Source organism: Sulfurimonas sp., assembly GCF_026991475.1.
GTDB lineage: Bacteria > Campylobacterota > Campylobacteria > Campylobacterales > Sulfurimonadaceae > Sulfurimonas.
This window is the reverse complement of record NZ_JALXBK010000017.1, coordinates 1-26,567: the sequence shown is the minus strand read 5'-3', so window position 1 is coordinate 26,567 and position 26,567 is coordinate 1. Positions and strand designations below refer to the sequence as shown.

At 33.5% G+C, this 26,567-nt stretch carries 27 protein-coding genes; 5 read left to right on the top strand and 22 right to left on the bottom strand.

The window, feature by feature from the left end:
• From MV589_RS10940 to MV589_RS01405, 16 genes are all read right to left on the bottom strand, one after another.
• Positions 1 to 1,390, bottom strand: a 1,390-nt coding sequence (locus tag MV589_RS10940) for an SDR family NAD(P)-dependent oxidoreductase (protein WP_367271549.1), incomplete at its 3' end; no start/stop codon positions are given.
• A complete protein-coding gene (locus MV589_RS01475; protein ID WP_297431349.1) occupies positions 1,391 to 1,972 on the bottom strand; it encodes a sugar transferase in 582 nt (193 codons plus the stop codon).
• Positions 1,973 to 1,986: 14 nt separating this feature from the next.
• On the bottom strand, positions 1,987 to 3,114 hold the full coding sequence (locus tag MV589_RS01470) for a DegT/DnrJ/EryC1/StrS family aminotransferase (RefSeq protein ID WP_297431347.1): 1,128 nt from the start codon (positions 3,112 to 3,114) through the stop codon (positions 1,987 to 1,989).
• Between the two features lie 3 nt (positions 3,115 to 3,117).
• Complete coding sequence (locus MV589_RS01465; RefSeq protein ID WP_297431345.1) at positions 3,118 to 5,217, bottom strand: STT3 domain-containing protein; 2,100 nt, start codon at positions 5,215 to 5,217, stop codon at positions 3,118 to 3,120.
• A 4-nt stretch (positions 5,218 to 5,221) separates the two neighbouring features.
• Positions 5,222 to 6,424: a glycosyltransferase family 4 protein gene (locus tag MV589_RS01460; RefSeq protein WP_297431343.1), complete on the bottom strand. Its 1,203-nt coding sequence runs from the start codon at positions 6,422 to 6,424 to the stop codon at positions 5,222 to 5,224.
• Positions 6,414 to 7,478 (bottom strand): non-hydrolyzing UDP-N-acetylglucosamine 2-epimerase, encoded by a 1,065-nt coding sequence (gene wecB, locus MV589_RS01455; RefSeq protein WP_297431342.1) that lies wholly within the window; start codon positions 7,476 to 7,478, stop codon positions 6,414 to 6,416. Before wecB ends, MV589_RS01460 begins: the two co-directional genes overlap by 11 nt.
• Complete coding sequence (locus MV589_RS01450; protein WP_297431340.1) at positions 7,475 to 8,512, bottom strand: glycosyltransferase; 1,038 nt, start codon at positions 8,510 to 8,512, stop codon at positions 7,475 to 7,477. Before MV589_RS01450 ends, wecB begins: the two co-directional genes overlap by 4 nt.
• Positions 8,502 to 9,716, bottom strand: a complete 1,215-nt coding sequence (locus tag MV589_RS01445; protein ID WP_297431339.1) for a glycosyltransferase — start codon at positions 9,714 to 9,716, stop codon at positions 8,502 to 8,504. Before MV589_RS01445 ends, MV589_RS01450 begins: the two co-directional genes overlap by 11 nt.
• Positions 9,717 to 9,720: 4 nt before the next feature.
• Positions 9,721 to 10,620 (bottom strand): glycosyltransferase family protein, encoded by a 900-nt coding sequence (locus MV589_RS01440; protein ID WP_297431337.1) that lies wholly within the window; start codon positions 10,618 to 10,620, stop codon positions 9,721 to 9,723.
• Positions 10,617 to 11,882: a lipopolysaccharide biosynthesis protein gene (locus tag MV589_RS01435; RefSeq protein ID WP_297431336.1), complete on the bottom strand. Its 1,266-nt coding sequence runs from the start codon at positions 11,880 to 11,882 to the stop codon at positions 10,617 to 10,619. The genes MV589_RS01440 and MV589_RS01435 overlap by 4 nt, the downstream gene beginning before the upstream one ends.
• Positions 11,876 to 12,748 carry an ORF6N domain-containing protein gene (locus MV589_RS01430; RefSeq protein ID WP_297431335.1) on the bottom strand — a complete coding sequence of 291 codons (873 nt, stop codon included), beginning with the start codon at positions 12,746 to 12,748 and terminating at the stop codon, positions 11,876 to 11,878. Before MV589_RS01430 ends, MV589_RS01435 begins: the two co-directional genes overlap by 7 nt.
• On the bottom strand, positions 12,745 to 13,545 hold the full coding sequence (locus MV589_RS01425) for a DNA ligase (RefSeq protein WP_297431333.1): 801 nt from the start codon (positions 13,543 to 13,545) through the stop codon (positions 12,745 to 12,747). Before MV589_RS01425 ends, MV589_RS01430 begins: the two co-directional genes overlap by 4 nt.
• Positions 13,542 to 14,627, bottom strand: a complete 1,086-nt coding sequence (locus MV589_RS01420) for a DegT/DnrJ/EryC1/StrS family aminotransferase (RefSeq protein ID WP_297431331.1) — start codon at positions 14,625 to 14,627, stop codon at positions 13,542 to 13,544. The genes MV589_RS01425 and MV589_RS01420 overlap by 4 nt, the downstream gene beginning before the upstream one ends.
• A complete protein-coding gene (locus MV589_RS01415) occupies positions 14,627 to 15,199 on the bottom strand; it encodes an acyltransferase (RefSeq protein ID WP_297431329.1) in 573 nt (190 codons plus the stop codon). The genes MV589_RS01420 and MV589_RS01415 overlap by 1 nt, the downstream gene beginning before the upstream one ends.
• A gap of 4 nt (positions 15,200 to 15,203) precedes the next feature.
• Positions 15,204 to 16,169: a Gfo/Idh/MocA family protein gene (locus MV589_RS01410; protein ID WP_297431327.1), complete on the bottom strand. Its 966-nt coding sequence runs from the start codon at positions 16,167 to 16,169 to the stop codon at positions 15,204 to 15,206.
• A gap of 2 nt (positions 16,170 to 16,171) precedes the next feature.
• Entirely contained in the window at positions 16,172 to 17,440 is a 1,269-nt protein-coding gene (locus MV589_RS01405) for a nucleotide sugar dehydrogenase (RefSeq protein WP_297431325.1), read from the bottom strand.
• Between the two features lie 154 nt (positions 17,441 to 17,594).
• Between MV589_RS01405 and MV589_RS01400 the strand changes: the two genes are divergently transcribed.
• Together MV589_RS01400 and MV589_RS01395 are read left to right on the top strand one after the other, a co-directional pair.
• The gene (locus MV589_RS01400) at positions 17,595 to 18,629 is read left to right on the top strand and encodes a glycosyltransferase family 4 protein (protein WP_297431323.1); all 1,035 of its coding nucleotides are present in this window, start codon (positions 17,595 to 17,597) and stop codon (positions 18,627 to 18,629) included.
• Positions 18,630 to 18,681: 52 nt separating this feature from the next.
• Complete coding sequence (locus MV589_RS01395; protein ID WP_297431321.1) at positions 18,682 to 19,821, top strand: Fic family protein; 1,140 nt, start codon at positions 18,682 to 18,684, stop codon at positions 19,819 to 19,821.
• Here MV589_RS01395 and MV589_RS01390 read toward each other — a convergent pair.
• Genes MV589_RS01390 through MV589_RS01380 form a run of 3 tightly spaced genes read right to left on the bottom strand, consistent with a single transcriptional unit; the run spans position 19,807 to position 21,141 of the window.
• Positions 19,807 to 20,076 (bottom strand): PqqD family protein, encoded by a 270-nt coding sequence (locus MV589_RS01390; protein WP_297431319.1) that lies wholly within the window; start codon positions 20,074 to 20,076, stop codon positions 19,807 to 19,809. The genes MV589_RS01395 and MV589_RS01390 overlap by 15 nt on opposite strands.
• Positions 20,077 to 20,079: 3 nt before the next feature.
• Entirely contained in the window at positions 20,080 to 20,964 is an 885-nt protein-coding gene (locus MV589_RS01385; RefSeq protein ID WP_297431318.1) for a phosphoenolpyruvate carboxykinase (ATP), read from the bottom strand.
• Between the two features lie 12 nt (positions 20,965 to 20,976).
• Entirely contained in the window at positions 20,977 to 21,141 is a 165-nt protein-coding gene (locus MV589_RS01380) for a hypothetical protein (protein WP_297431317.1), read from the bottom strand.
• 124 nt (positions 21,142 to 21,265) lie between these two features.
• On the opposite strand from MV589_RS01380, the gene MV589_RS01375 reads away from it, so the two are divergent.
• The 3 genes from MV589_RS01375 to MV589_RS01365 are packed head-to-tail and all read left to right on the top strand — an operon-like array spanning position 21,266 to position 24,939.
• Positions 21,266 to 22,078 (top strand): polysaccharide biosynthesis/export family protein, encoded by an 813-nt coding sequence (locus tag MV589_RS01375; RefSeq protein ID WP_367271550.1) that lies wholly within the window; start codon positions 21,266 to 21,268, stop codon positions 22,076 to 22,078.
• Positions 22,079 to 22,083: 5 nt separating this feature from the next.
• Entirely contained in the window at positions 22,084 to 24,450 is a 2,367-nt protein-coding gene (locus tag MV589_RS01370; protein WP_297431316.1) for a GumC family protein, read from the top strand.
• A 3-nt stretch (positions 24,451 to 24,453) separates the two neighbouring features.
• Positions 24,454 to 24,939: an FHA domain-containing protein gene (locus MV589_RS01365; RefSeq protein WP_297431315.1), complete on the top strand. Its 486-nt coding sequence runs from the start codon at positions 24,454 to 24,456 to the stop codon at positions 24,937 to 24,939.
• On the opposite strand, the gene MV589_RS01360 is transcribed toward MV589_RS01365, so the two are convergent.
• The 3 genes from MV589_RS01360 to MV589_RS01350 form a co-directional block, all read right to left on the bottom strand.
• A complete protein-coding gene (locus tag MV589_RS01360; protein WP_297431314.1) occupies positions 24,934 to 25,686 on the bottom strand; it encodes a tyrosine-protein phosphatase in 753 nt (250 codons plus the stop codon). The genes MV589_RS01365 and MV589_RS01360 overlap by 6 nt on opposite strands.
• Positions 25,673 to 26,044, bottom strand: coding sequence for a YfiM family lipoprotein (locus MV589_RS01355; RefSeq protein ID WP_297431313.1), 372 nt, complete (start codon positions 26,042 to 26,044; stop codon positions 25,673 to 25,675). Before MV589_RS01355 ends, MV589_RS01360 begins: the two co-directional genes overlap by 14 nt.
• Positions 26,045 to 26,056: 12 nt before the next feature.
• Positions 26,057 to 26,567, bottom strand: a 511-nt coding sequence (locus MV589_RS01350) for a VCBS domain-containing protein (RefSeq protein ID WP_297431312.1), incomplete at its 5' end; no start/stop codon positions are given.

Here is a 26,567-nt window from a genome sequence, read left to right as displayed (position 1 = left end):
AGTACCTTGTAATATCAGGATGTGTTACCGTAACATTCTTTCCTTTATCTATTTGATCTTTAAATTTTGGAATTACACTTCCGCTTGAAGCAAGTACATTTCCAAAACGTACGGCTACTATATCTGTACCAAGACCATTGGAATTTTGAGCATAAAGTTCACAAATTCGCTTTGTTGCACCCATTACATTTGTTGGACGAACTGCTTTATCTGTTGAAATCATTACAAACTTGTCAGCACCATGTTTTATGGACATATCAATGACATTTTTTGTACCTACTACATTGTTCAAAATAGCTTCTGTTACATTGGCTTCAACAAGAGGCACATGTTTATATGCTGCTGCGTGAATAACAATCTCTGGTTTATACTTTTCAAAAGTTTTATTTAGCAATTCTAAATCACGTATATTTTCCATTACAGCTGCTGTTGGCACATTTTTTATCTCTTGCTCTATACTGTAAAGATTAAATTCACTATGGTCAAGTAATATCAATTTTTTCACACCATATTTTTCACACTGACGACAAATCTCACTTCCTATACTTCCACCCGCACCAGTCACTAAAATGACTTTATCTTTTATAAAATTTTCAATAGTCTCTTTATCTAAATCTTTAGGGTGACGAGCAAGCAAATCTTCAACTGATAAATTTACGAGACTATTTTTTCCATAATCACTATTAGTATTAAAGATTTTGATTTCATTAATATTTAATTTCTTGATTTTCTCATAAAAATCTTTAACAGCAAATTCATCTGAAATAATGACACTTTGTAATCCCTGATGAAATTCCATTATCTCTGCATAGCGCTTAACCCTTACTCCATTAATTTTAATACCAGCAGTCATATCATCCCAAATCACAACAGGCCAATAATCATGATCTGATTTTAAAAGTTTTCTTGTTATCTCTTCTGCCCTTTGAGGGGATGCAACGATGAGAGTTGGCTTACCAAGAGAATGTTTAGAATAAACCTCTAAAAAAAATCTTTTACTCACTCGTGATGAGAGGATAAATAAAAAACTTAATAAAAATTCTATTGGAATAACAGATCGAGGATAACCAGCAAAAAAACTTCCTCTAAAGAGATATACTAAAGCTGTAAATAAAAGAGTTGAACTTAGCAGTACGTATGTTATTTGAACTTGATCTTTAAAACTAAAATAACGCCATGATATTTGATAGATATCTAAAATATAGAATAAACCTATTCTCATAATACCTAAGATTATAAAGGTCTTATAAACATCATCAATATACTGTTTTTCTATTATAAAATCAAAGCGCAATAAAAATGCGATATAAGTTGCAACACTAATAGCAATAAAATCTAAAAGAATAAAAAAGAGTGTACGCTTTGTATTTGTTGGAGTTAAAAAGTTCAATTAGATTACCTTTAATGTATGCAAGAGTAGTTTTATATCATTTGTAAATGAAATATTATCAATATAATTATAGTAAAGTTTTATCTTCTGCGGCAAGATAATCTCAAGATATGCCCTCTCTTTGTCCTCATAAGCGTTCATAATCGTCTCTTCATCACGAAACTCTATAGCGGCATTGTCTGTAATGCCCGGTCTCACACTGAGTACTTTTTTGTATTCATCTCGTTTTTTAGCAACAAATTGCATCACTTCTGGGCGAGGTCCTACAAGAGACATATCTCCTTTCAGCACATTAAACAATTGAGGAAGTTCATCTATCTTCGTTTTTCGTATAAACTTCCCGACCTCTGTAATGCGAGAATCATCACCACTTGTCACGCTTGGACCTATTTTATCGGCATTAACAACCATCGAACGAAACTTATAAATATCAAACTCTTTAAAATCTTTTCCTACACGCTTTTGAGTATAAAAAAGCGGCCCTTTGGAACTAAACTTTATCCATAATGCAATGACTAGTAAGATTGGAGAGAGAAGTAGCAGCCCGATAAACGCAGCAATAAAATCAAAAACTCTTTTCAAATACAATCTATACATCAACCGACAAGCTCACTTACCTGTTCTATCACATACGCCACCTCTTCATCAAGCATATCAGGATAGATAGGCAAAGACAAAGAGCGTTCAAAAACTTCATTTGCTACTGGATATGCCGCGTTTTCATACGCATAATGCTCTTTGTAGTACGGGTGTTTATGGATAGGGATGAAATGAACACTACACCCTACTCCACGCTCTTTGAGCTTCTCTATCACCTCATCTCTGTTTGCAATTTTTATGACATATAGATGCCAAGAGCTCTCTCTGTCATCTTTTACAAAGGGAAGTGTAATATTTTTGTTATCTCTAAACGCAGTGTTATACGTCTGGGCAATTTTTGCACGTTTTTCGCGTAACATCTCCTGCTTTTTCAGTTGTACCATCCCTATAGCTGCGTTTATGTCTGTAGTATTATACTTACAACCATTGTCCACTATTTCATAATACCATGCGCCTTTAGTAGTGTATCTATCCCACGCATCACGGCTGATACCGTGAAGTCTATTGATGCGCATATTTTTTGCATATTTGGCATTGTTCGTTGTCGCCATACCACCCTCACCTGTAGAGAGTGTCTTTGTTGCATAAAAGCTAAAACAAGTAACGTCACTTTTTTCTAAGTTACCTATTTTTACACCTTTATAGCTACTAGGAATCGCATGTGCGGCATCTTCTATTACTTTAAGGTTATGCTTTTGAGCAATTTCATAGATCTCATCCATATCACAAGGCTGCCCTGCAAAGTGTACGGGAATAATGGCACGTGTCTTCTCAGTTATAAGCTCTTCTATTTTTGAAACATCAATGTTGTGTGTATCTTCTTCGATGTCGCATAGCACAGGTGTAGCATCAAAATAGGTCACAACCTCAGCGGTTGCCACAAAAGTGTTTGTAGGCACTATGACCTCATCATCTCGCTGCAGTCCAATGGCCTTGAGTGCCAAATGGAGTGCTGCTGTAGCGGAGTTTACGCTCACTGCTTCTTGTGAGCCGATGTAGGCTTTAAACTCTTTTTCAAACGCAACTGTTTTTGGACCCATAGTCACCCAGCCAGACTTTATAGCCTCTATCGCTGCGTTTATCTCTTCATCTGTAGTATGAGTGCGATGAAATGGTATCTGCATTATTTATCTCTTAAGTTTATAAATTTTAACTAAAGGGTTTAAAATGACTGGCTCAAAAAGCTCATGATTATAATTTTCAAATACAAAAAGCTGTATAAAAACAGAATTATACATTTTATCATCCAAGACTAAAATTGTATTATAACTTTTCATATATATCATATTCAGTCGCGAATTATAGTCAAGAATTTGGTCTTGTTTTTGGAGTTTCCCTTGTTTATTATAGCTTACAACAGAAAAATGTTTTATAGGTATTTTTCGATTACCCAGTAGCAATTCACCCGTATTATTTAAAAAACTCACACCATGTCCAAGCATGAGTTTATTACCAACTTGTTTAAAATTTCGAGACACAAAAAAGAAATGGTTTGCTTCTTTATTTCCTGTATTTAAGTCAAGATTAGAAAATACTGCCACAGTTGGAAAAATATTTAACATTCTATTTGGTAAATACAAATATATATCTCTGGTTTTTTTAGGAAGTTTATAATCACCTAATCTCATCTCATCTAGCACATCATTTGCATCCAAAGCAGTCCCGTTGTGCTCAAAAATATAATCTGCCACTGGTGTATAAGCAAGCTGCTTTTTCACATATTTTTTAACAGATGTTCTTGCCAAATTAGCTGCTTGCATCTGGGAATCTGTCGTAAGTATCTGAGAAATAATAAAATTATCTGCATGGTGTTTTCCACCATCTATAAGTGTATTTGTATCTGAATAGTACCAAATAGGGTAACCATAATCCCACCATGTTAATGTATAATCTTTTGGGGTAGCAATATTTTTAAGTTTATCAAGAATTTTTACCTCTTCTTGATTAAAAACAGTAGGTACTTTATACGCAATAATATGCCTAATATTTGGATATAAAAACGCTACTGTTGCTAAAGTAAGAAGAGCATATTTTGCTTTATCTTTTGCAACAATTCTCTCAATTATGAAATAAGCCAAATATACTGCACCAATTGCCATGGCAGGAATAGCATACACAGTAAATCTAAGACCACCAATATATGCGAAAAACCCAATTCCAATCAATGGAATAAAGAGTAAAAACTCTTTTTTCTTAAATACTAGGAGTATATAACCTGCAAGTGCAATGATAAAACTAACAACAGAGCCCGAAATTCTATTTGCAAAAGTGTCAAAAGAAATTTTTCCCGCCTCTCGAATGGTTTGAGCAACATCATAAAAGTGAAGAACCCCGGCATCTGTACCTGTTTTTGTATACCAACCAATTTTAGACATAATAAGCCCATAACCATCTCCTGCTAATATAAAGAAAAGCACAGATGCAATGGCAATATAAAGAGGATTTTTATCTTTTTTAATGAGCTCCTGTTGTGATGCAAAATAAGACACAACGAGTAGGAGAAGTTTTAACACTAACATAATTTTAATAAGAGCAATACTCATAAATACTAAAGAGAGATAAAACTGTTTTTTATCTTTGACAAATACAAGCCCATAAACAATGAATGTAACAAAGATTGCACTTATTGCCGCATACCCTTGAGGGTAAAAAACAACATAAAATGCAGTAATAATAGAAGCAATAAGCATTGTCAAGAGCTTATCATCTTTAACAAATTTCATCACATAATATAAAATAAAGACAGGAAAGACCAAAGCAAACATATCTGTATCGAAATATCCTGTCATAGTACGGTTATAAAAACTCCATGTAATTGACGCTAAAAGTGCAGCCAAAAAACCAACGAAAGTAAGCTTATAGAGTCGCATAATCAGGATGATGGGAATAACAATAAGACTCGATACAAACGCAGGCATATAGAGAATGATAGTATCAAGTGAAAATGGTAAAAATTTTGTAAGGTAGTAGACACTATATACTGTTCCAGGGTATGTATCTATCGCTGTTTGGAGGAGTTGATTGTCTGGATTTGTTCCATAAAGTAAGTGTTTAACGACTGTAGCGAAATAGTAACCATCATTTGTATTTATCATCAATTGACCATGCCAGTGAAATGGCGCATATCCATTAAACTGGTATACCCAAATATATCTACATGCTATACTAAAGATATATGCAAACAACATATAAAAATAGACATCATATTTTTTAAAAATTTCTCTCATTCTCTTATTTCTCCATTAATTTTTGATATTTTTGTGCAAGTTTATCATAAGTAAAATGCTCCAAGATATACGCTTTTGCATTTTTACCAAGCTCTTCTCTTTTTTTACCCATTTTATAGAGTTTTTCAATTCCTTGTGCAATTGCCTCTGGGTTTTCAGCCTCTACACTTACTCCGCACTCAGCAGTTTTTACGATGTTATTTTCACCCGAATCAATTGCATAAAGAACAGGCTTCGCACTATACATATAGTCGTAAAGTTTGTTTGGTGAGACTCCGTACTTAAAAAGATTCTCTCTTTTCAAACCTATATAACAGGCATCAAAGAGAGACAACATACTCTGCACCTGTTTCTTTGGAATTGATTCTATAAAGAGTATATTACCCAACTTTTCATAACGTGACACCAACTTCTCTTTTTCCTGTCCATCTCCAACAATGACAAATAAAATTTCTCTATTATTTTCTAGAATTTTTGCAGCTTCACAAAAACTATCAAGTGCATTTGCCACACCTACAGTACCCGTATAGCCGACTATAAATTTATCTTTTGGTATTTTGTTTTGTAACTCAGAGCTAAGTGGTTCGGTTTGTGCTATCTCATCCAAATCTACACCATTACTAATCCATTCAAAATCTCTCTTTATGCCAACATCATTTTTCATATGTTCACCATAATTTTGGAGGTTTGAAACAATAATATCAGATTTTTTGAGTGCAAATTTTTCAAACCATGACATTAAACGAATAAAAGGATGCGTAGGAGCAAATCTTCCCAACTCTATAAGACTAAGCGGCCAAATGTCTTTCACTTCATAAATCAACTCTGCACCATAAAATTTTGAAAGAAAATATGCCGGTAAAATAGGAAATGGTGCCATTGGTGAGACAATGATTACATCAGGTTTTTGCAAGCTAAAGGGGAGAAAAAAAACTTTAAACATAAACAAAAACCACTTTAATACCCTGCGTTTGTCATGTGACTCACCATAATCAAAAGTCCCCAGCCACAGATAATCTACACCATCAATATTTTCTCTTTTTTCTTTTGGAAGATTTTTAAAAAGATGGGAGTATGAAGAGCTTACAACCGTAACTCTATTGCCCAGTTTTACAAGCTCTTTACCCAGATAATAATGTCGAAACTCCATTCCATGATAAGGCGAGCCTGCATACTCGTTAATAATCCAGATATTTTTAGAGTTCATATACTAATAATTCACTTATAATCTTTTGACTCGCCCTACCACTACCATAAAGGTCTAACTCTTTAGATCTAAACGCAGTGCTTGTCTGATATGCTTTGAGTATTTTCTCATAATCAGCCCCCACAAGTGTGTTAAAACCATTCTCTACAAGTTCCACCCACTCTGTCTCATCTCTGAGTGTTATGCACTGTTTTTGGAAGAAATATGCCTCTTTTTGGAGTCCTCCGCTATCTGTCATAACAAGAGAGCAGTTATCTATAAGCCATACCATCTCTAAGTATCCTACAGGGTCAATAATTGTCAAGTTTTTTGTATCTATTTGCAGTTCGTCTATTATCTTTTTTGTTCTTGGGTGTAATGGTAAGATGATTTGTGTCTCTTTAGCTATTTCATTTAGTGCTTTGAAGATATTTTTCAGTCTTGTTGCATCATCTGTATTTTCTGCTCTATGGATTGTACAGAGTATAAAGTTATCTTGAATATCACATGATAGTTTTTGTGCTAGACTTTTATAAAAAATAGCTCCATCTTGCATAACATCACCTGACTTTATTACTTTTACATCAAGATTATCATAGCCTTCATTTTTCAAGTTCTCTACTGCTGTATCTGTTGGGCAAAAGAGTATTTGACTTACTCTATCTGTGAGTATTCTGTTTACCTCTTCTGGCATCTTCATATTAAAGCTTCGAAGACCTGCTTCGATGTGTGCGAGTTTTATATGCAGTTTACTTGCAACTATTGCACCGGCAAGTGTAGAGTTTGTATCACCATAGACCATCACCCAGTCAGGTTTCTCTTTGAGGCATACCTCTTCTATCTTCTCTATCATCTGTCCTGTCATTGCACCGTGGCTTTTGCCACCAATACCAAGGAAGTAATCAGGCTTAGGAATTTTCATCTCATCAAAGAATATATCACTCATATTTGCGTCGTAGTGTTGTCCTGTATGGACTATTGTCTCTTGGATTTCACTGCGTTTAGCTATTTCACGGCTTACACTTCCTGCTTTTATGAACTGAGGTCTTGCGCCTAGTATTGTTAGAATTTTCATATCTCTTCAAGCCTGTTTATATATTTTTTTATGCTTTTTGAAAAAATCGCTTTTTTATTAATAATTTTTTTATTAATACTGCTTACATTCTCTTCAACTACAGGTAATGGCATTTCTTCAACAAAAAAACTTCCATTACATTCATCTAAAATCCACTCCCTATTTGCGGATAGATTTGAGACAATAGGATAACATCCAAATGCCATCGCTTCAAGTAAAGAGACAGCAGTTGAATCCGAACGCGGAATAGAAATATAATACTTTGCTTTTTTATACAATGCATCTTGTTCATCTTTTTTCAAGAAGCCGACAAACTTCACTTGCTGTGCAATATTAAGAGAGCTACACAACTCTTCGAGCTCTTTTCTCTGTACACCATCATTTGCAATAACTAGTTTTAAGTCTCGATTCTTAAGCCCTGCAAACCATTGAATAATCGTATCTATATTATAATTTTCACTAAGTGCTCTATTTGAAAATATAAGATTTTCATCTTTAACAGTATCTTCATCCCTCACTACGTTCTCAAGTCCAAAAGCAAAAGTCTCTATTGCTTCAGTAGCACTTATTTCAATGATTTTATCACTCATATAAAAAGAGTCAGAAGTAATCAAGTCTGCATACTGCAGGGCAAATTTTATAGACACTCTTTTAATTCGACTCTCAAAAGGTGTCACTAAAATATCACTTCCCCATGCTGATTGTATCAATTTTAGCTGTAGATTATTTCTCTTGACGAGTGCAGCTAAAACACCATAGCTTGAAACGTAATGGGCATTAATGTATTTCGGTTGCAAAGCATTCACAATCTTTTTTATCTCAAAATATTTTAGAAGTAGTTTAAAGTTCCCACCCTCTGCGTTTACACTCTCATTGAGCACATATATTTGCTCTTTATCAATATACTGCAACAGCTGTTCATCATACCCATTGAGCGTTATTAAAGATAGGTCAAAGTAGTTGTAAAGTTCTTTCACCCATTTAAAAGTATGCGGGCTTTTTCCATCTGCTAAGATTAGGTATTTATCTTTCATCACAAATCTCATCTATCAAATATTCCAATCGTTTCGCCTGTGCCCTACGATGGTGTTTTTTTATTATATCTATATTAAACTCTCGTTTTCGCTTCGCTTTCCACTCTAGGTACGCCTCTTCTAAAATCATCTCGATTTTTTCTATATTTGCATTATCTGAAATATAGCCTGCATTTGCATCGCGTATAAGTTTTGCTGCTACATCCTCCTCATCAACAAGCGCGATAATCGGCTTTAAAGCTGCAAGATACTCAAAGAGTTTGCCCGTAAACACACCCTTTCGACCATTTGCAGGATGAATAAGCAAAAGAGCATCACTCTTTTTCATAATACCAATCGCTTCGGAGTGTTTAACATAAGCAATAACAGAAACCCTCTCTTGTAATAACTCAGGAATTTCAAAGTGTGTTTTCACACCAACAAGTTGCACAAAAACTTTTTTAGCACTATCTTTTTGAAGAAGATTATGTAATGCAGTTAAAAAATTGACAGGATTTCTTTGTCCATAAAAATTTCCCATATATGTTATAGTAAACGCAGCATTATCATTTTTTATCTCTTCTAGTGCAAAATCATAACCATTACGAATTTCACGAAAAATTATACCTTTATTATTACTCAAAGATTGGAACTCATTAACAAGTGGTTTTGAGACAGAAGTAACTGCGTTTGCATAAGTAAAAATTTCATTTTCAAGCTTTACATACTTCTCTTTAAGCTTAAAATTTAAACCTAATCCTTGACTCATCTCATCACGCATATCAGCTATCCATTTTAAATTTGGAAACTTCTTTTTCAACTCTAATGCAACAATATGTGGTGCAGCAGGAGCATAAGTAGAAATGACAATATCTATGTCATTCTTTTTTATAAATGTAGGTAAGTCTTGCAAAGACTCCGCTATCCAACCTCTATACTCATCTTCAAAAAAATATCTAACAAATTTATTGTAAATCACTTTTGAATAGTGTATAAATTTATTCGTTCTTTTTGCAAAGAGTAGAGGCTTAAAAAAAATATTATTTTTTGATCGTCGTACTACTATATCTTTATCATCTGAAACAGAGTTTTCACTCTCTAAAGTATGCACATATACGTTATATTTATCTTTATCAAGATATTTTGCAAAAGAGTAGATTCTGTTACTAGCAATTGATTGAATAGGAGGATAATATATAGAGATTATTAAAATATTTTTTTTCATTTTTTTACTTCTTTGATTCAGTCAAGACTTTCACAAGATTACCCAAAACTTTTTCTTTATTAAACTTACTTTTTACAAAATCTATAGCTTCTGTGTGTATTTGTAATTTTGAATCATCAAAAAGTCTTTTCTTCTGAGCTATTTTATCTGCTAATTCAGTAAGATTTTCAAAATACATAGTGTATGGAAATTTATAATTCCTAAAGACATATCTACCTAAAGAGAGCGCTTCCACAACAGAAAAAGCAAGTCCATCATGAGAAGCATTTCTAATATAGCAAACACTATTTTGTAACTCTTTACGCATATCAACCCAACCAAGCAGTGTTATATTTTTTGGTAATACAACACTATATGTATCAATTCCAGCTACTCTAAATTCTATATCTTTTAATTTATTTGCAAGTTCTATTAAAGTATTTACCCCATAAAACTCTTCTTTACCCTTACCCAAGTAAGTTAAAATAGAAAAACTTTTTGGAAGTTCACATCTATCACTATTTTCAATTATACAATAAGTTTGTATTTTTGCATAAATATCAATTTCTTTTAGCTCTTTTGCTATCCAATCAACTTCGCATAAAAATGTACTATTTTTTATGAGTTGTTGATTTATATTTCCTCTTTTATAATCTTCCACTGCACCTAAAACATCACTTCCAATAAAGTGTTGCACAATCTTTTTATTTGATTTTAATGCTAAATTCAATGCCCCTCCACCACTTACAGAAGCACTCAAACTATAGACAACGTCTATTTTAAATATATTTAAAATAAATTTTATTTTATCAATTATTTTTGAATTTGTATCATAGAAGATATAACTATTTACTGTATCATATTCAGATAATTGCTTTGTTAAAATTGGTCCAAAATAATTATTGCCAATAATTACTATGTTCATAATGAAACCTGTAAAATTCTTTTAAACCACCATAAAGTATAAATATAAAATGAAGACATAAAAAGAGAAATAACACAAAGAAGAGTTGTAAAACCATAATGAAAGATATTTCCCCAAAACAATATCAACAACATTCCAATATTAGCAATAAGATTCAGATAAAAAAACTTCTTTTGCTTCTCCAATATAATAGGAATATGACTAATTGGTGAAATCAAAAAATTCATAAATAAATAAGGAATTAACAACTGACTATACTCCCCTGCTATTCTCCACTTCTCACCAAATACAAATGCGAACAACTCAGGTGCTATAAAAAAAAGTAACCCAAAAGAGGGAACTGCAATCAAAAAGAGTTTCACTACAACACTTTTAACATACGGATAAAGATTTTCACCATTATTGTGCAGCGTTGTAAACTTTTTATACAAGACTTGTCCCAGTGCAGAGCCTATAATCCTAATAGGGACTTGTAAAACTCGTAAAGAAAGAGAATAAAATCCTAATACAGTAGTACCAAAAAAGGTTGAAATAAGCATTACAGAACCGCTTGAACGTAAAATATCGCTAAAGGCATGCAAAGAGTTTACTAAAGGAAAATCTTTATACTTTTTCATCTGTGTTATCATACTTTTTTTATTTATCTCTTTTAAACACTCTTTATCATTTTTTACAAACTTATCTACCAGAACAAATACAGTGACTGCGCGTCCCAAAATATTTCCAAGAATCAGTCCTCCATTTATAGAAAAATATCCCAAAAGAGGCTGCATTGACCCAATAGCAAAGCTTTGAGCAATTTGAGAACTTGACATAGCTTTAAAGTACTCTTTTCGGTTTGACCAATAATTAAAAGTTTGTATAAGACCTGCAAAAAGGAGAGAGATAGGAACAAGAAAAATCAGGTTGCCAACAGCTTGAGCATTAAAAAGTTGTAAAATTTCATTTTTAAACAAGAAAATAGTCAGAGTTGTCAACACTACCAAAGAGAGAGTTATCAAAAGTGCAAGTACCAAAATATTGATAGCATCTTCATCACTTTTAGGCAAAACTATCGCCATCTCATATCTTGCCGTAATCACAATTGAAATGAATCCGACAATAGCTAAGTACAGAGCAAAAATTCCAAAATCTTCAGGAGTATAAATTCTTGTCAAAATAGGACTTATTGCAATAGGAATTGCTTGTGCTATTGTCGTTCCAGTCATTAGAGTTAAGACATTTTTACTAAATTCTGACTTTGGTTTTAATTTATTTAGCACTTTAACTTTCCTATAATCTCAAAAGAGTTTATATCCATCTTTGAGAAGGCAAACCATTTTTTACCTAAATCTTTTAAACTAGCACCTATGTGATAAACCTCTTCATCATCAATAATCAAAAATCTATCATGCGATAAATCAAATCTGTTTACTTCTATTTTTTTATACTGTTGGTTATATTTTTCTATATCCAATTTTAATTGTTTTGAAATTGTAGATGTGTAAATGATAGTATTTACATTTTGATTTTTACTCAATATTGTAAGTGTAGTTTCATCAATATAGTTATCAACAAGTAAAATTGTTTTTTTAGTACTTTTAACTAAATCAGTCACAAAGCTATATGCATCAAATATTTGTCCATTGTAAAATATGCCCTGTTCTGGTTGAAGTGATTTATCTTCTATAGCTTTAAATATTTTTTCAAAATTGTCATCATGAGTAAATAGTCTTTTTTCTATTCTTTCAAACCTTTGGTACATAAGGTCATTTGCACTTATAATTTTTCTCATATTTACAAAAGATTCTATGATTTTAATGCTTATTTCTATAGCTATCTTGCTTTTTAGTATGGCACTTAACATAGATACACCAAATTCAGTAAAAACATAAGGCAGATACTTAGTAGTTAAGTTTTCTTTAAAGGTCACATTTTGTGACCTTAAATTTTCTAATTCTTCCTTCGTTAATTGAAACCTGAAATTTTTCGGAAACCTTTCTATATTTCTTCTTACAGCCTGATTGAAAACTTTTGTTTCTACTTGATACAAAGCAGCTAAATCTCTATCAAGTATAACTTGTACACCACGAATAGTAAATATTTTATCTTGAATGTCTGTAGTATCTATAATTATTAATTCATTCATTTCATCTCCCTAACTCTCAAAAATACAGGAAACCGTGGCTTACCATACTTTGTCATCTCTTTATATTTAAAAGTAACGGTATCTCCTACTTTTGGAGGGTTACTTCTCTGTGCATCACTAAAACCTGAACCTATTTTAAAGAGTGTGCCATTTGGCAGTTTACACTCAAGTGATCCCATTTTATTGCTATACTTACCTTTTCCCTTGAGAACTTTTACTACTTCACACTCATCATCTAAAAAACTCTTTACCTTCAAGGCTTTTGATGTTCTTTTGTTTATATACGCTGCGTTTGGATCACGTACCACAACACCTTCTCCACCTAATTTTTCAACACTTTTTAAAAATGCTTGCAAATCTTCTTTACTTTTGACATATTTTTGGGGAATTATGTGTATATATTTTCCTTCATAAGGCTTCACCTTTGAAAGACGTTCAAAGAGTCCACCCGCTGCGTTTGGTACTTCAAATATGTAATGTTTTATCTCGTGCCATTTTTCACTTGGCACTCTGTCTCTCACAATAGAAGAGATATTTTCAAAATCTCCCCGCTTACTCCACAATTCTCCGTCAATTGCAAATGATGGATAATCTTTTGTGAAATATTTTGGAGCATGAATAATTTTACCACCACGGCTAATAAGATGTTTACCATCCCAAAAAGCTCGAATACCATCGAGCTTTTCACTCATCACCCATCCACTGATATTTTGGTCTTTATAAACTTTTAAAAGCAGTAAATCTGGTTTTGCAGCAAAAAGTGTAAATGGTAATAGTAGTAAAAGCAGTTTTATCATAGTTGTGTTGCAATATACTCTATCTCATTATCTCTCACATATGAATTCATAGGCAGACTCATAATCTCTTCACTCACTCTCTCTGCGATTGGAAAATCACCTTTACTATATCCAAGATGCTCGAAACACTCTTGTAAATGCAATGGCATAGGGTAATGCACTGCTGTTGGTATGCCCTTTTCTTTGAGTTTTGCTTGTAGTTCATCTCTGTTTTTAACTTGTACTGAATATTGTGCCCATGCTGATGTTATATCAGGGTTTTGGAATGGAGTTACAAGTTCTTTGTTTTTCAGAGCTTGAGTATATTTTTGTGCTACTTCTTGTCTAAGTAGCAAATCTTTTGTATAGTGTTTGAGTTTTACATTGACCACTGCACACTGTAGTGTATCCATTCTTCCACCAACACCAATGTATTTATGGTGGTAGCGTTTGTTCTGTCCATGTACTCTAAGTATTTTCATCTTTTCTGCAAGTTCATCACTGTTTGTAAAAACTGCTCCGCCATCACCGAAACATCCAAGAGGTTTGGCAGGGAAAAAACTTGTTGTAGAAATGTCACCCAGGTTTGAATCAGTTTTACCTTTGTAAATACTTCCAAAGCTCTGTGCACCATCTATGATTACTTTCAAGTTATGCTTATCTGCGATGCTTTGGATTGCATCCATATCCGCAGGCTGTCCGTAAAGACTTACAGGGATGATGGCTTTTGTTTTTTCTGTAATTTTTACTTCTATTTTACTTGGGTCAATATTGTAAGTTTTTTCATCTATATCTACAAACACCGGCTTTGCACCTAAAAAGGCAATAGTCTCAGCCGTAGCGATGAAAGTAAAAGGTGTTGTTATTATCTCATCACCGGGTTTGATGTCAAGTGCCATCATTGCAAGTATAAGTGCTTCTGTACCACTTGCGCATGTTATGGCGTGTTTTGCACCTGTAAACTCTTGCAAAGCATCTTCAAGTTCTCTTACTTCATTACCCATAATGTAGTTTGATTTATCAAGCACTGCTTGCATTGCAGCATCTATCTCTTCTTTATAGAGTTGGTACTGGTATTGTAAATTTGCGAAGTCTATTTTCATTATATCTCTTTTAGTTCATCATTTTCAAGTCTGTATTTGGAGTTATCAAACTCATCTACTGCGATGTTTTCATCATTAAAGTCTAACGTATTACCGGCTCTACTTACCCAGCCTATCTGACGGGCTGGTACACCCACCATAAGAGCATAAGGTTTTACATCTTTGTTTACTACTGCGCCAGAGCCAATAAGTGCATATTCACCTATGGTGACACCACATACTACCGTTGCGTTTGCTCCTATTGAGCATCCATTTTTAAGTAGTGTCCTTTTAAACTCATCACGTCTTACGATGAAGGCTCGTGGGTTGATGACATTTGTAAAGACCATGGAAGGTCCTAGAAATACATCATCTTCTACCTCTACACCTTCATAAACTGAGATGTTATTTTGCACTTTTACACCTGAGCCTATCTTTACATTTGGACCTACTACACAGTTTTGACCAAAAGAGCAGTTTGCTCCTATGTTTGAGCCTGAGAGAATGTGAGAGAAGTGCCAGACTTTTGTATTGTCACCTATATTTACATTTGCATCTACTATGGATGTTTCGTGAGCAAAGTATTGAGCCATTTACTTACTTCTCTAAAACTTTTTCACAAAAAGGGTGGTAATCCCCTTGCAGACCTACAGCAGGTAGATGACGAATAGTTGAGACTGTTCGTATACTTCCATAAGCCTCATCAAGTCCAAATCCACCACCGTTTAAGATGTGCTCATAACTCTTTGTATGCAAGTCGGTAAATCCACCGCTAAATTCTATTTCATCTCCATCTACAGTGATAGAACGATACGTTCTCATCCCATTTGCCTTAATATCTTCTGGAATATAGTCATAGTTTACTGAAAGGAACCATCTTACAGTTGCGTTTTTAAGCTTAAAGTACCCTGCATTTGTATCTGCAGTTTTTACATGGACAATGTTCTCTTGAACATCGCCAAATATCCAACAGAGCATATCGTAAAAATGCACACCAATGTTAGATGCAATTCCACCTGATTTTTCCTGCTTGCCCTTCCAGCTCTCAAAGTACCACTTTCCACGGCTTGTAAGGTAAGTAAGGTCTATATCGTATATTTTATCTGGATTTTGCTCAAGCTCTTTTGCAACACGTTCTTTCAAATCTATTATCGACTGATGCAGACGCAGTTGTAAAATATTGTAAACTTTTTTTCCTGTCTCTTTTTCAATGATTTTAAGCTCATCTATATCAGCAGGATTCAGTACAAGCGGTTTTTCACAGATTGCATGCGCACCGCTTTTAAGAGCAAGCCTGATGTGACTTTTATGCAGGTAGTTGGGAGAAGCAATACTCATATACTCTATTTTATCATCATGTTCTCTATCCCATCTACCTATGAAATCTTCAAATCTCTCTAACTCTGTGAAGAAGTCAGCTTGAGGGAAGTTGGAGTCCATTATACCTATGCCATCATAAGGATCAAGTGCTGCTACGAGTTCATTTCCTGTCTCTTTTATCGCTTTCATATGTCTTGGAGCGATGTATCCACTTGCTCCAATAAGTGCAAAATTTTTACTCATTTTTATAGTCTCCATGTTGGATTTTCTACTATGCCTTTTACATCTATCACTATAGGTGCACCTTTTGAGAGCCCAGCATACTCTTCTTGTGTTATCTCTTTGAACTTATCGTGTCCTACTGCTACGATGATAGCGTCATATTTGTGTGAGTTGTATGGAAGTTCATCTATAAAAGGAATAGTTTTACTCTCTCTATCACTCTTGTCAACCCAGTAGTCATAAACATCTACATCACATTCATACTCTTGAAGTTCAGAGATAATATCTACAACTTTTGTGTTTCTCATATCAGGACAGTTCTCTTTAAACGTAATGCCAAGGACGAGTACTTTTGCACCGTTAAGTTTTTTATCTGCTTTTACCATATATTTTACAGCTTTATCAGCTATAAGTTTACTCATACCATTGTTGATATGTCTCGCACCTAAGATAAGATTAGGTGTATAGCCTAATGATTGTGCCTTATGTGTAAGGTAGTACGGATCAACTCCTATGCAGTGTCCACCTACAAGTCCGGGAGCAAGTTTAATGAAGTTCCATTTCGTTGCGGCTGCTTCAAGAACTGCGTTTGTGTTGATGTTCATTGTATCAAATATCATTGCAAGTTCATTCATAAGAGCGATGTTTACATCTCTTTGTGTGTTCTCTATGACCTTTGCAGCTTCAGCTACTTTGATGCTAGATGCTAGATGGGTTCCGGCTGTAATGATTGACTTATACAACTCATCTACCACTTTTGCTATCTCTGGAGTTGAGCCTGAAGTGATTTTAAGGATTTTTGTAACGGTATGCTCTTTATCTCCCGGGTTAATGCGCTCAGGAGAGTAACCACAGTAAAAATCTTCATTAAATTTCAGTCCGCTTCCCCCTTCTAAAATAGGTACACAAACCTCTTCAGTAACACCAGGGTATACGGTAGACTCATAAATGACAATATCACCCTTTTTAAGGACTTTAGAAACAGTTTCAGTCGATTTTTCTATGGGAGTTAAGTCTGGTTCATTATTATTATCAATAGGAGTTGGAACAGTAACAATGTAAACATTGCTATCTTTAATATCTTCAATATCCATAGTAAATTTCATCCCATTTTTCAGAGATTCATTTACCTGTTCGCTTGTAAGTTCTAAAGTTCTATCAAAGCCACTGTTAAGTTCATCTACACGCGGCTTATTGATGTCAAAGCCCACTACTTCGTACTTTTCGCTAAATGCGTGGGCAAGGGGCAGCCCTACATAACCTAGACCTATTATGGTGATTTTTTTATTCATACTTTTATCCTTAGTTCTATTTATTAGTTTAGATTTATATTTAAACTTGTTAATTTTTATATTTAGAATTCTAGCAAATTTTATATTAAATTTCACTTTTTTACACCTTTTTAATTTTAAAAAAGATATAATTTGGTAAAAAAGGTTCTTACAGGTGTTATATTCTTTTACTATTTTATTTCTTTTGCTTCTTTTTGTGACATATGTTGGTATTAGGCTTTTTATAAAAAATGCTGAGAAGTTTGGTCTTGTAGATGTACCAAACCATAGGAGTGCTCATAAAGAGCCTGTTGCCAGAGGTGCTGGCATAGTTTTTGGTGCATTCTTTCTTATTGCATTAACTATTACTTGTGCTTTTGTATTTCCTGAATTACATATGCACTATGCCTATCTTGCACTACTCATAGTTTATGGGGCAGGGGTTTATGATGATTTTGCAGATATTAGTTCACGTAAGAAGTTTATGTTTATCATTATAGCTGCGGTTATTGTTTACTACAATGGTTTTAGAGTAGAGACTCTTGGTACTTACTTTGGTTATGAGTTTTCATTGGGTTATATGGCTTTACCTTTTACCATATTTGCCATAGTAGGTTTCACAAATGCACTCAACCTTACTGATGGGCTGGATGGTCTTGCGGGTTCTATCTCTGTCATTATATTGGCAAGTTTGGTCTATGTTGGGTATCAGCATTCAGATGCTTTTCTTATATCTACAAGTTTACTACTTATTTCTGTGTTAGTTGCTTTTTTACTGCTTAACTGGTACCCCGCTAAAGTTTTTATGGGAGATAGTGGCTCACTCTTTTTAGGCTTTGTCATTGCGCTGTTGAGTATTTATGCACTGAAGTATATCAATCCTACTTCCGCACTCTTTCTTGCAGCTATTCCACTGCTTGATACTTTGGTGGTTATGCGAAGAAGAAAGCAGCGAAAACAGTCGCTATTTGTAGCAGACAAAAATCACTTGCATCACATTTTATTAAAGTTTAAAAGAGACAAAATATTTACTGTTTCATCATTACTAAAGTTACAGGTGCTGTTTTCGCTCATTTTTATTCAAGTTTATAACAAGTCAGACATAGTAAATCTTGCGTTATTTGCTCTACTTTTTTCCATATTTTTCAATCTTTTTGATCCTCGAATGCAGTATAGAAAAAAACCGAAGAGAAGAGAGAAAAAGAAGTAATAGTATCATTTTATGATACTATTATAAGAATTATTCGGCTCAAAGGTTATAGATGTGTAAAGAAGATATAAGATGGATATGGCAACATAAAGATTATCCCAACTTTTTTTATAATAAAGAAGGATTAGTGGATTTAATTGCACAAATAGATTATGAAAGAGGGCAGCTTGACGCCCTTTCAAAACTTTTTAATCAAGATGATATACGAAATATAGAGATTGAGACACTTACTGATGAAGCTTTAAATACTTCCTTAATAGAAGGTGAAGTATTTAAGCGAGAAAGTGTACGTTCATCTTTGCGCAAAAAACTCGATAAAAATTTTGATGCTTTTAAAGACAAGTACTCAACAGCTGCAACAGATAGCTTGGTAGAAATTTTTCTTGATTCAAATATGAATAAAGAGGATTTGACATTAGAGAGACTTCATGGCTGGCATAATTGTCTTTTTGAAAACAATTACAGTGGACTTCATAAGATTAGAGTTGCTGCGTTTAGAGAAGATGATATGGAAGTGGTATCAGGGGCAATCGGTCATGAAAAAGTACACTATAAAGCTATACCTGTTTCGCAGATTAAAGAAGGTTTAGAGCAGTTTATAATTTATTGTAATAATAGTAAAGAAAATATTTACATAAAATCTGCGATAGCTCATCTCTGGTTTGTAGCTATTCATCCATATGATGATGGTAATGGGAGAATAGCAAGGGCTATAACAGATTATATTTTGTCTAAAAATACACTTCGTTCACAATTTAAACTTTATTCTATCTCTTCAGTTATTAACGTTCAAAGAAAAGAGTATTATGAAATTGTAGATAGTAGTACAAATTTACTATATAATCCAAACTTTGACATTACCCCTTGGTTAGAGTGGCATTTAGTAATTGTAAAAGAAGCAATGAAACAAGCGCTTAAAAATATAGAGTATTTAGTTCAAAAAACAAAATTTTGGGATAAATATAGAGAAAAACCTTTGAATGAACGACAAATAAAAGTTTTAAATAAAATACTTGATGTTGGAAACGAAAATTTTGAAGGTGGTATTAATACAAAAAAATACATATCTCTTACAAAAGTGAGTAAAGCTACAGCTGTAAGAGATATAGTTCAATTAGTGGAATTTGGATGCATTAAACAAATTTTAGGAACTAAGGGTAGAAATATTAGATACGAATTAAATCTTAACTAACTTTTTTTCTTCTAAAGCTTCTACAAATGCAATGAGATCTTTTTCTAGTTGTTCTTTTGGTGCATCGAAGTAGCTTTGCAACTCTTGGAGTATTTTTTCTAAGTTTTTATGTTCTTGGAGTAGTTCATAAAAAATAGTTCCTATTTCGTTAAGTGAAAAGTACTCTTCACTTTCAATGTTGAGTAGGATTGTCTCATCATCTACCTCTTGAAGGAGTACATTTGGTGATATTTCTACATTTGTATTGAGTTTCATTTTTTACCTTTGTGTAGTGTTGTGTGTGATGATGGCATCATAGACCTCTTCAAGCCTTTGCATATCTCTTGGCACTTTTATGGAGTAGAGTTTGACTCTGTTTGCCAGTTGTGTAAGGTAAGCAAACCTCTCTTTTAACTTGACTCCCAAGTCCATCTCTGTAGCATAGCGTAAGCATTCAAACTTTTTAAGACCTTTTAGTTCTGTTATGCTTATGTCATCTGTTGCGTTTACGGGTTCTAGCCAGTAAAGTGTGCCCATCTCTAACTCTTGGCTGTTAAAGTTTTTACATACTTTGCCTAGATCTTCTCTGGCTCTGTAGGGTCTATGGTATGCATGTGAGGGTTGGCAGTAGAATTTTTCATCTTTTTGAAATGTTGCGAGTTTGTCATCACTTACCAGCGCGTGACCTTTTTGCAAAAAGTAGTCTGTAAGTGTTGACTTGCCGGCATAGCTCTCACCTGTAAAAAGTACTGCTTTGTTGTTGATGTTCACTGAACCTGTATGTAAAAAGTAGTAAGTTGCATCAAGTGTTAATGCTAAAGGAAGAACTATATGTATAAGCCAGTAACGCATCAAATCATCACTATAGTGGAGCTCTTTTTTATAGTAAAGTTGCTGTGTGTTTCCATTGCATAAAAAACTCACAACGCCCTCTACACAAAAGAGCCACCTCGCTGGCATAGAAAAAGTCTCTAAAAGCGATGTTGTCCGTAAGTAAATCTCACGATTTTGGTTTGTTTGAAAGTCAACTCTATAAGAAGAGTTTGTAAGTGAAACAGAATTTACTTCATTTATGTTTATAAGAGTACTAGAAGAAGTATTTGAATTTCCGTCAAATACTAATTTATAGCCATATACATACTCTTTATACTTCTTTCTGTTCAAAGTTTGGTATATCTACTTATATTCTTTAATTCTACGGCTTATTTTACTTTTTTCGTTTTTAGGGTCATGTCTACCATCTGCGTTTGCACTCGTTGGCTCTGTGAGCAGACCTAAACTTGCTATGACTGGAGCACTGTATGCTAGCTTCTTGAGGAACTTTCTTCTTTCATTTTTCATCTTATTTACCTTTATGTAATTTATGAACGTATTGTAACACAAATATACATATTTTACAATAAAATCATCTTCTTTTAATAATAATCAAGTTAAAATACACAAAATTTATTAGAAGGGGTTTCCCATTAGAGCATTTAATATATTACTAACTATATTTGTAACTACTTTTTTATTTTCTGGATGTAGCATCAAAGACGATCGTCTTTTTCAGCATGCTGGTGCAGATATTAATACTAGCATAGTTACGAAAAAAGAGTATGAAAAAGAGGTCAAGTTTGAGTATAAAATTGCTCCAAACGACAGACTATCTATTACTGTTTATGTGCAATCAGGTACCGGCTCACAGCAAATGAGTTCTATCTTGGCAACGAGTGATATTACAAGGCAAGGCTTACAGGGAGTAGATGCAGCAGCAGGCTTACTTGTAACACAAAAAGGAACTATACGCCTGCCTCTTATAGGCTCTGTAAAGGTAACGGGTCTTACAGAAGATCAGGCTTCAAAAGTTCTTATAAAAGAGTATAAAAAGTATATTCGCAATCCTTATGTTACAGTTGAAATAACTAATCAGAGAGTTATTGTCATAGGTGAAGTAAACAAACCTGGTGTAGTTCCAATTGTTAATGGAACAATGAATGTCATTGAAGCTATTGCAAGATGTGGTTACTTTGATTCAGTTGCTTCGCGTCGAAATATTATGATAATTCGTGGAAATCTTCGTCACCCACAAATAAGGAAGATTAACTTAACTGATGGCAAAAGTCTGTTGACAACAAGTATGTTACTACAACCAAACGATATACTATATGTACAAGCAAGGACTATTAATGGATACAACAAGGCATTTAAAGAGTCTATGCCATTTTTCCAAGCGGTATCAGCAATGTTAACCCCATTTGTTCAAAGAACAATTATTTTAAATCAAGCACCTAAGTAGAGAGAATGATGAATAAAACAGACCCTAGAGAGACACACGATGATGAGATTGATTTAAAAGAAGTATTTAGAGTTATAGTACGCTATAAAGTCTCTATAATTCTTATTACGCTTATACTATTAATTGCAAGTGGGATATTTGCATACTATAAACCAAATATTTATGCATCCAGTGCGACTGTTGAAGTCCTTGATGACAATACAAAAGGTTCAAATGCGCAAGATGCCATGCTAAAAGCGTTTGGTCAAAATAGTGCAAATATGGATAATGTAATTGCAATTTTTCAATCACGTTATATCGTTCAAAAAGCACTTGAAACCTTGAACCTTAGCACAAGATACTATAGTATAAATGCACTTGGGAAAAAAACGGAGCTCTATAAAGATTCACCTTTTGTTGTAACATCACAAGTTCTTGATAATGCTATGTATGGTAAAACATTTATTATAGAACCTAAAGATGATACGCATTTCTTATTAAAAATAAAACAGCCATCTATGTGGAGTATTCAAGGCATTCTTATAAAACTTGGTTTAAAAAAGCTACGTGCTGATCAAAAAATAACTTATGAACAAGTACATAAATACAATGAGCCTATTCAAACACCATGGTTTACATTCACTGTTAGTAACCTTGAAAAGCTAACTGCTCCAAAATACACTTTTAGCTTCACTCCTAAGTATGCTTATTATGACAGCTATATTGGTGGACTCAATGTAGCACTTGTTTCTGAATACAGTTCTATAGTAAAACTTGATTATCAAGATGATGTTTCTTTAAGAGCAAAAGAGATTCTTAATGCTATTGCGCATATGTATATACATGAAAGTATAAAAGAAAAAACAAAATCAGCACAACTTACCCTTGGCTTTATAGATTCTCAACTTGAAAAAATCAACTCAAAATTATCTGTTTCAGAGCAAAATTTGCAAAATTATAAGGTAAAAAACAATGTCGTAAGCATAGCAGGAAAGGTTGCGCTTAGTAGTGAAACAGTCTCAAAGTATGAAGCAGAAGAGCTTAATATTCAAACTGAGATAAATATCTTAACTAACTTACAACACTTTATGAATACACATAAAGATCTCAATGGTTTAACACTTGGTACTGCAAAATTTACAAATCCGAGTCTGTTAAAACTTATTCAAAATCTACAAAGAATGACAGATAAGAAAAATTTACTTCTTGTTGATTATACAGCAATTCATCCTGAAGTCATTAAACTTACAAGAAGTATAGCATCTACTAAAAGTGCTATTAAAAGTGCTGTAGAGAGTTCTTTAAGACAGCTTACTCAAAGAAGTAGAGATATTAAAGCTACCCTGGTAAAATATAGAAAATCTATTCGTGCACTTCCTGGACAAGAAAAGTCACTTGCTGAACTTTCTCGCCCACTTAAAGTAAATGAATCTGTATATGAGTATCTTTTACAGAAAAAAGCGGAAACAGCTATTTTAAAATCTTCTACTATTGCAAATGCTCGTATTGTTGATAAGGCATTAGAAGATGCTACGCCGATAAAGCCAAAAAGAAAATTGATTATTATAGTAGGATTTATTTTAGGTCTTATTATAGGAATAGCGCAAGCATTTTTACGGGAGTTCATGATAACGACAGTACGAACTGTTGAAGATGTAGAAAAACTTACATCGCTTCCTCTTTATGGAGTTATACCTTTTACCAAAGATAAAATGTCAAAAAATATTTATGAAGAAGCATTTAGAAATATAAGAACAAACCTTCAATTTTTACCTGGGCATAAAGAAAATAAAATTATAGCTATAACATCTTCAGTCTCTGGAGAGGGAAAAACTACTATTGCAGCAGGATTGGCAAAAGTATTGGCACAGAGTAATAAAAAAGTCATAGTGTTGGATTTGGATATGCGTAAAGCTTCTATACATAAACAATTTGATCTTAATAATAATATAGGTGTTTCAAATTATTTAACTTCTCAAAATACACTTGAAGAGGTCATTAAACAAACAGATGTGTATGGTCTTAATATAATGACAACTGGACCATTACCGCCAAATCCATCTGAATTGATTTTATCTAAAGAGTTTATATCACTTTTGGAAGAATTGAAAAATCATTACGATTATATTGTGATGGATACACCTCCAGCTGGACTTGTTACAGATGCAACTATACTTATGAACTATTCTGACATTACTTTTGCCATAGTGCGTGCAAATTACTCAAGAAAAGAGTTTGTGAAAAATATTGACAGAATGGCACGAGAACACTCTCATAATAGGGTAGGTGTTATACTTAATGCTGCAATGATTGGTAAAGAGTATGGTTATGGGTATGGAGCAAGCTATGCCTATGGTTATGGTAACTCTCAATACTACAAAGACAGAGGATAAGTTATGCTAGATGAAGAAAAGAAGAAACTGCTTGAAAGTATGATACCTAAGGCAGTTCTCAAGGCTATGACTGAAGAAGCAAAGCATAGCATTATAAAAAGAGAGTTTTCTCAAGATATCATACCTATTTATGACTATCCTTTTAAAATAGGAAGAGAGGCTAGGGTTCAGTTTGTCAATGGAGAAGTGGTACTGCAAGAGAGACATAAACTGAGTGGACAGGAACCAAACAACGATGTTTATCTCTTAGACAATGGAGAATATTTGCAAATTTCTCGTGAGCATTGTAGTATTGTTAAAAATGAAGATGGTTCATATATTTTATATGACAGAGGCAGTGCTTGTGGCAGTATGGTGAATGATATAAAAGTAGGAGGAGAAGATCATTCTGCATCTGCTCCTTTGAAAGATGGAGACATTATTTCATTAGGGATTGAAAACTCTCCTTATAAATTTAAGTTTATTATTCTTGATGTGGATTATTTATAGCATGTCATTTTTAATTTGATTTTTAGTGCCTATTGTCTGGGCAATCTTACTAGATAAAAATGCATTATATGCGTCGACATATTTGTGTGAATGTATATCACTTCCTATAAAGTCGACCATACCGTTATCTATGATTTTTTCCACAGATTTTTTTACATTTTTACCATAAAAGTTTTGTGTAGAAATAGCATTGATTTGAAAATCTAAACCTATCTCCTTAAGACGGGCATAATCTTCAACAGTTCTATAATACTGATACCTTTCTGGATGTGCCAATATTGGCTTGTATCCTGCATCCAAAAGTTTTGCAACACTTTGTTCAAGTGCAAAAGGTTTAAGTGTATATGAAAGCTCAAAAAGTACGTAGTTCTCACCAAAGCTCATCAGATCTTTTTTATTTATGAGTGATATAAAGTGTTCATCATAGTAGTATTCTGCTGCTACTTTCGTTTCTATATTTATGCCATTTTTTACAATAAGTTCTCGAAGTTTTTCATGTCCTTTTTCTATGTTATCTTTTGTATTTGGAAATCTATGAGACATAATATGTGGTGTAATAATAGCCTTTTTAAAACCAAACTGTGAAAGCCTAGTTAAAATTTCTAAGCTTGTTTGCGCCTCTTTAACACCATCATCAATACCAGGTATAAGATGAGAATGCATATCAACACTATAAGGTAGAGATACTTTGTTTGGTTTTGAAGAGAATTTTTGTATGATGTTTTGTAGCATATTAAAACTTGACATTATAAGTAACCTTGCGTTGTTTTATATTTACAAATAATTTTTTACTTACATAGATACCCAATATGGTTCCAGTTATACTTCCGAGTAAATCATATGCTAAATCAGCACTACTTGCATAATTATCAACTTGTTTAGAATCACTATACTCTTTAAGCACTCCAGGAATCATAGCAAGTGAAGTCCCTATAAGAAGATTTTTTGTGTAAGAATTATCTTGATAGTTATACTTCATATACATACCAGTAGCATTACCAAGTAAAAAAGAAATACCTAAGTGCTTCTTTTTATCATTCGCAAAGCTCATATTATCGGAAAATAGTAACTGCGCGAATAATAAAAGAAAAATCACTTTTTTCAAATACTATTCTCTCTAATCAACTACGATAGTATCGTCAATAAATATTTGAACGGTTGTACTTGTACCATCTACAGTCTCTGTTGCACTATACGATGTATGCCCATTTTCATCTGTGCCTTGAACAAATGTATTATCTAAGTGAACAGTATCTGTTTGTTTATCAGCTGAACTGATTTTGAGTATATTGTTGTCATCCGTTATATCTATTACATCACTTGCTGTTACATTTAACTCTGTTTTCCCAGCTATATCTATACTATCTACAGGATGTGTATCACCACTTAAAGTATGAATTTGAGATAAATCGATGCTGCCTCCATCCACATCAACTACAGATAATGTAATATTGTTGGTATTGCTATCGCTTCCTGTTACAGTAACATCAGGCTGAGTGTCACTACCCGTAACAGTAACAGCAACATTCTGAGAGGATATAGCACCATTTTCATCAGCAACAGAGACAGTAAAGTTTTCAACTTTAGTTTCACCCTCTGCTAAGTATTGTACCGCATCGTTATCTACT